Below are 390 nucleotides of genomic sequence, written 5' to 3' on the forward strand. Positions count from 1 at the left end.
GTGGCGCTGGACCCGTTTCCGTCAGCGTTGAATGCGCGAGCGAAGCGGGTGAGCAAGGTCACAAGCACAAACTATGCACTCACGTCAGTTCTGGCGCTGCTCATGGACGCGTCGCCGCGGCTGCGTCGTGGGCTGATTAGGCGCGTCATAACGGATGGCGATAGCATTTCCGATCTCATCAATGACGAGGAACGATTGGATCGGTATGTTCGCCAGAACGTCATCCCAAGTTGGCATCCGACGTCGACCTGCAGGATGGGGGCAGCCGCGGATCCTGGCGCTGTGACCGATCCGTCGGGACGCGTTCATGGTCTTTCGGGTTTGAGGATCGCCGACGCTTCGGTCATGCCATTTTGCCCCCGGGCGAACACAAACATTCCAACGATCATG

At 59.2% G+C, this 390-nt stretch carries 1 protein-coding gene; it reads left to right on the plus strand.

The window, feature by feature from the left end; translation table 11 throughout:
* A partial coding sequence (locus AC0L2H_RS32520) for a GMC oxidoreductase (RefSeq protein ID WP_473593680.1) occupies positions 1 to 390 on the plus strand: 390 nt, incomplete at both ends.

The organism is Mesorhizobium sp. WSM4871, assembly GCF_055811295.1.